The sequence below is a fragment of the Candidatus Eisenbacteria bacterium genome (genome assembly GCA_005893275.1).
Lineage (GTDB): Bacteria > Eisenbacteria > RBG-16-71-46 > SZUA-252 > SZUA-252 > WS-7.
Genome location: VBOW01000090.1, coordinates 1 through 3,634, shown reverse-complemented (window position 1 = coordinate 3,634; position 3,634 = coordinate 1). Strand labels below are relative to the sequence as shown.

The following is a 3,634-nucleotide window of genomic DNA, read 5'->3' as shown; positions in this document are numbered from 1 at the left end:
AGTTGGGCGCGAACGTCCCGCAGATCCCGGAAGTAGTCGAGTACAACAGAGGGCTGGCGCCGCCGGTCGTGCTGAACGCGAGATTCCATCCCGTGAGGATCAGCGTCCCCCCCGCGCGCAGATAGCCCTGAAGCTCGCTGTAATCCCCGCCCGCTATGGTCTTGAAGAGCGCGCCGGATAAGCTGCTCCCGTTGTTGTTGTCCGTGGTCCATACGACGGTGGTGAAGTCTGCGAGGCCTCTCGGCTCGGGCGGCTTTCTTCCCTCGACGCTCCCCTGGGATCGCTCGATCGTGTCCCACTCGGTGTAGGGTACGCCCAGGCTGAACAACGGTCCGGCACCCCCGGTCCCCAACGTCCACCAATCGGTTTCTTTCGTGTCGTTCACGGAATTCCCGGCGCCAAAGAGCATCGCCGAGTCGTCCACGAAGAGAATCGACCGCGAGGCGCCGGGATCCTTGAAGTTCGGGTGGACGATCAGGAGTGGGATCACCGCGTTGGTGACGAGCCCCCCGTCATCCATACAGCGGACGTAGAGGAAATGATTCCCCGGGGGCAGATCGCTCGGCTGGAACGTAACCGACAACTGCCGTGGATCCAATCCGGGGAAGGTGCTCGTGTCGTCGAGCGCGTACGTGTACCCGACGATCTCTCCCCCGTAGGTCTCCGCCGAAGCGGACCAGGAGAAGCTCACCGTCTCTCCCTCGAAAATTTGGAGCTGCCTCCGCGCGAAATCGTCCGTCCCCACGGCGTCGTCCAGGCATCGGTTCAAGATGCTGCTGCAAACGCGCAGGCGGGGTCCGGCGTTTCGGTTCGTGACCGTGAAGTGTCGGATGTTGCGGACGAAGTCTAAGTTCTTCTCCGTGGCGCCCGCAACGTCCACGGCGCGCTCGGCGAAGACGTATTCGCCTGGGCTCACGTTCCGGAAGCGCTTCCTGATTCCCCGGATGCCCTGCCACTTCCAGTCGTCGAGGCGGCGTGGCACGGCGTCCCCAGGGGAGAGCCACAGGGCGGGGAGCCCGTCCCCTGTCGCCGCTCGAATCATCGCGGTGTAGTTGTCCGCATCGAACCGTGGAAGCGGATCGTGCGTCGGCGGGACGTTCACGTCGGCAATGGCGCCCATTCGAAGCAGGAGGTATTGGAATGAGTCGACCGCAGCCTTGCCCCCGGTCTCGCCGCCGTCCGGGTCGATTCCCGACCATTCGAATGAGAAATTGGGACCTATCACCGGGTTGAACGCCCCAGGCCCTTTCTCGATCTTGGATGTGGGCGGCAGGGTCTTCGCCGAAAAGGCCCTGCTGGCCGGTGTCTTGTCCCAATGGCCGTCATTGTCCTCGGCGGACACCTTGAACACGTGGAGCTTCAGTTCCTTGACCGGATCGACAAGGAAAAGGAGGATCGTGTCCTTGGCGGTCGTGGTCTGCCACTCGTTGATCGGGCGCACGGTGTCGCCGTCCACGGCGAAATGGAACCGCATCACTTCCCCGTCATCATCGTAGGCGTTCCAGAAGAAATGAACCCGGAACGCGGTCGTGTCGAATTCGATCGGCGCGAACGTCAGCTCCGTTTGGGGGTCCTGTGGTATCGGTTTTGTGGGCGGGGTGGGCCCCTTCGAGCAGCTCGCCGCGAAGAGAAAAGCCAGCACTGACATCGGAATCAGACCGATGTACCGCATGCGCGATGATAACATCAAACCAATCACTCCTTACGGTCGGCGTGTGGATTGGCTAGTGGGCGTGGGGAGGTCAAAGTACACGGTCAATGAGCTGTCCGACACGAAGCCCGCCCGGTCCAGCACCCACGCCTCGACCGAGTGCGGGTTGCTTGGAGCGAGCGCCCGAAACCTCGAATCCGGCACGAAGAAATTCTCCGCGAAATCGGGTGTCGTGAACGTGCTCGTATTATCCAGCTTGATGCGGGCATTCTTGGCTTTGCCGTCCTCGCGGTCGTGCGAGAACCACGTGATGAGTCTCCCCGGCTCGAAACCATTCGGCCCAAATTGGCCGGACTCTTCCACGAGCAGTGAATCGATAAAGGGCCGGTAGTTGCAGTTGAACCGGAACGCCGCCTTCGTGCCATCCCCGCGGTTCGAGCAGTCCCGCGCGGCCACGAGCATATACATGTTGAAGCCCGGGTCGAGCGAATCCAACACGAAACTGTCGAACCCGGCCTGTCGGAGGTAGTTCGGCTCGTTCGACTTGAACCGCCTCGGGGGTGACCCGGGAATCGTGTCGATGAACCCGATCGTGTATGCATTCGCGCCATTGCGGGTGCCCCCGCGCAGCTCGAGCGAGAACCCGTTGAGGCAGTTCGCCTCCCCGCCCGTCACATCCTCCCCGTCCCAATTGAACCAGACCGTGGAGCGATAGGGAACCGTGTCCCCCTCGGCGAACGGCACGACAATGGCCGGATCGACCGCCTCCCCCCCAAGGTAGGGCGGATGGTAATAGCCATTCGGGTTCCCCTTCGGCTCGAACCACGTCTCGGGGTCGTGGTTCACGACGAAGAGGAAATTGGTCGTCCCGGTCGCGAACGCGTTGTCCACGGCGGTCACCGTCATGTTGTAAGGGCCGCTCGCCAGCGCGACCGCGCCCGGCACGGTAGGGTCGTTGAAGAAAGCGCAGGTATCGGTCGTGAGCGGGCTGCTGTAGGTGCCGGCGTCGAATTTGTATCGGATCACGACCCCATCCGAATCATCCCCGGTCCAGCAAATCTTGAACGGCGCCCCGTCCGAGAGCGTGTCGATGCCGTTTCCGCTCGGCAGGGCTCCCACGAACTTGACATGGGGCTTGACGGTCGTGGCCTTGTACGTCGTCCGATTGAAAACCGCCAGATTCGGATCCGCCTTCCCCAAGTTGTCGACGGCCCGAATGTAAAAGGTATGGAATCGGGAGGTGCCGATGATCGTGGTGCCCCTGGTGATGTCGGCCGAGTCGTTCACGGTCACTTCGAAAATGCTGTCCGTTTTCGTGGTGTAATGGAAATGACCGGCGCTCGAATCGTCGAAAGCCCAGAGATACCCGACGACGAATCCATCGGGATCTTCGCCGCGCCAGTAGAAATGGATCCGGTACGAGTAGCTCACCCCCGTTGCGCTCGGGTGGGAAATGGTGCTGTCGATCGGGGCCGCGACCAGAAAGGTACGGGGAGGCCGGTTCCGATCCACGAGGAGCGGGTTCTTGGCGCAGCTGGCGAGAAACGCCAGCGCGGTTACGGCCATGGCGATGCGCGCCAGAGAGCGTGAGTATCTCCGCAAGGGCATTCAGATCTCTCCGAGGAGCTGGGAATACCGGCAGGTCATCTCGGCACGGGCGACTGGGGACCCGATCAAACTAGCAAGCTCTCGCGCTGGCTGTCAACGAATTTTGTGACCCCGGGGCCGCCGCGGCCTCCTTCGCTTCGCGTCGCGGGCCGGGCCCGGAGCAAAATGAGAAGGGCCGCCGGGGTTTCCCGGCGGCCCTGCCTCATTACAGCGCTGCTGCTGGTTCGACTACCGAACGATCGCGACCTTCAGGCCGTTCGGGCTCTCCGAACCATCGGGGTACTTCACCCTCACGAAGTACACCCCGCTGGCGAGGCTCGCGCCATCGCTCGACTTGCCGTTCCAGCGAACTTCATTCACCCCTGGCGTGACGTT

The 3,634-nt window shown here is 62.5% G+C and carries 2 protein-coding genes; both read right to left on the bottom strand.

The window, feature by feature from the left end:
* Positions 1–1,687: hypothetical protein (locus E6K76_12395; GenBank protein TMQ56594.1), on the bottom strand; the 1,687-nt coding region annotated here is incomplete at its 3' end.
* Between the two features lie 15 nt (positions 1,688–1,702).
* A complete protein-coding gene (locus E6K76_12390; protein TMQ56593.1) occupies positions 1,703–3,259 on the bottom strand; it encodes a hypothetical protein in 1,557 nt (518 codons plus the stop codon).
* Between the last annotated feature and the right edge of the window lie 375 nt (positions 3,260–3,634).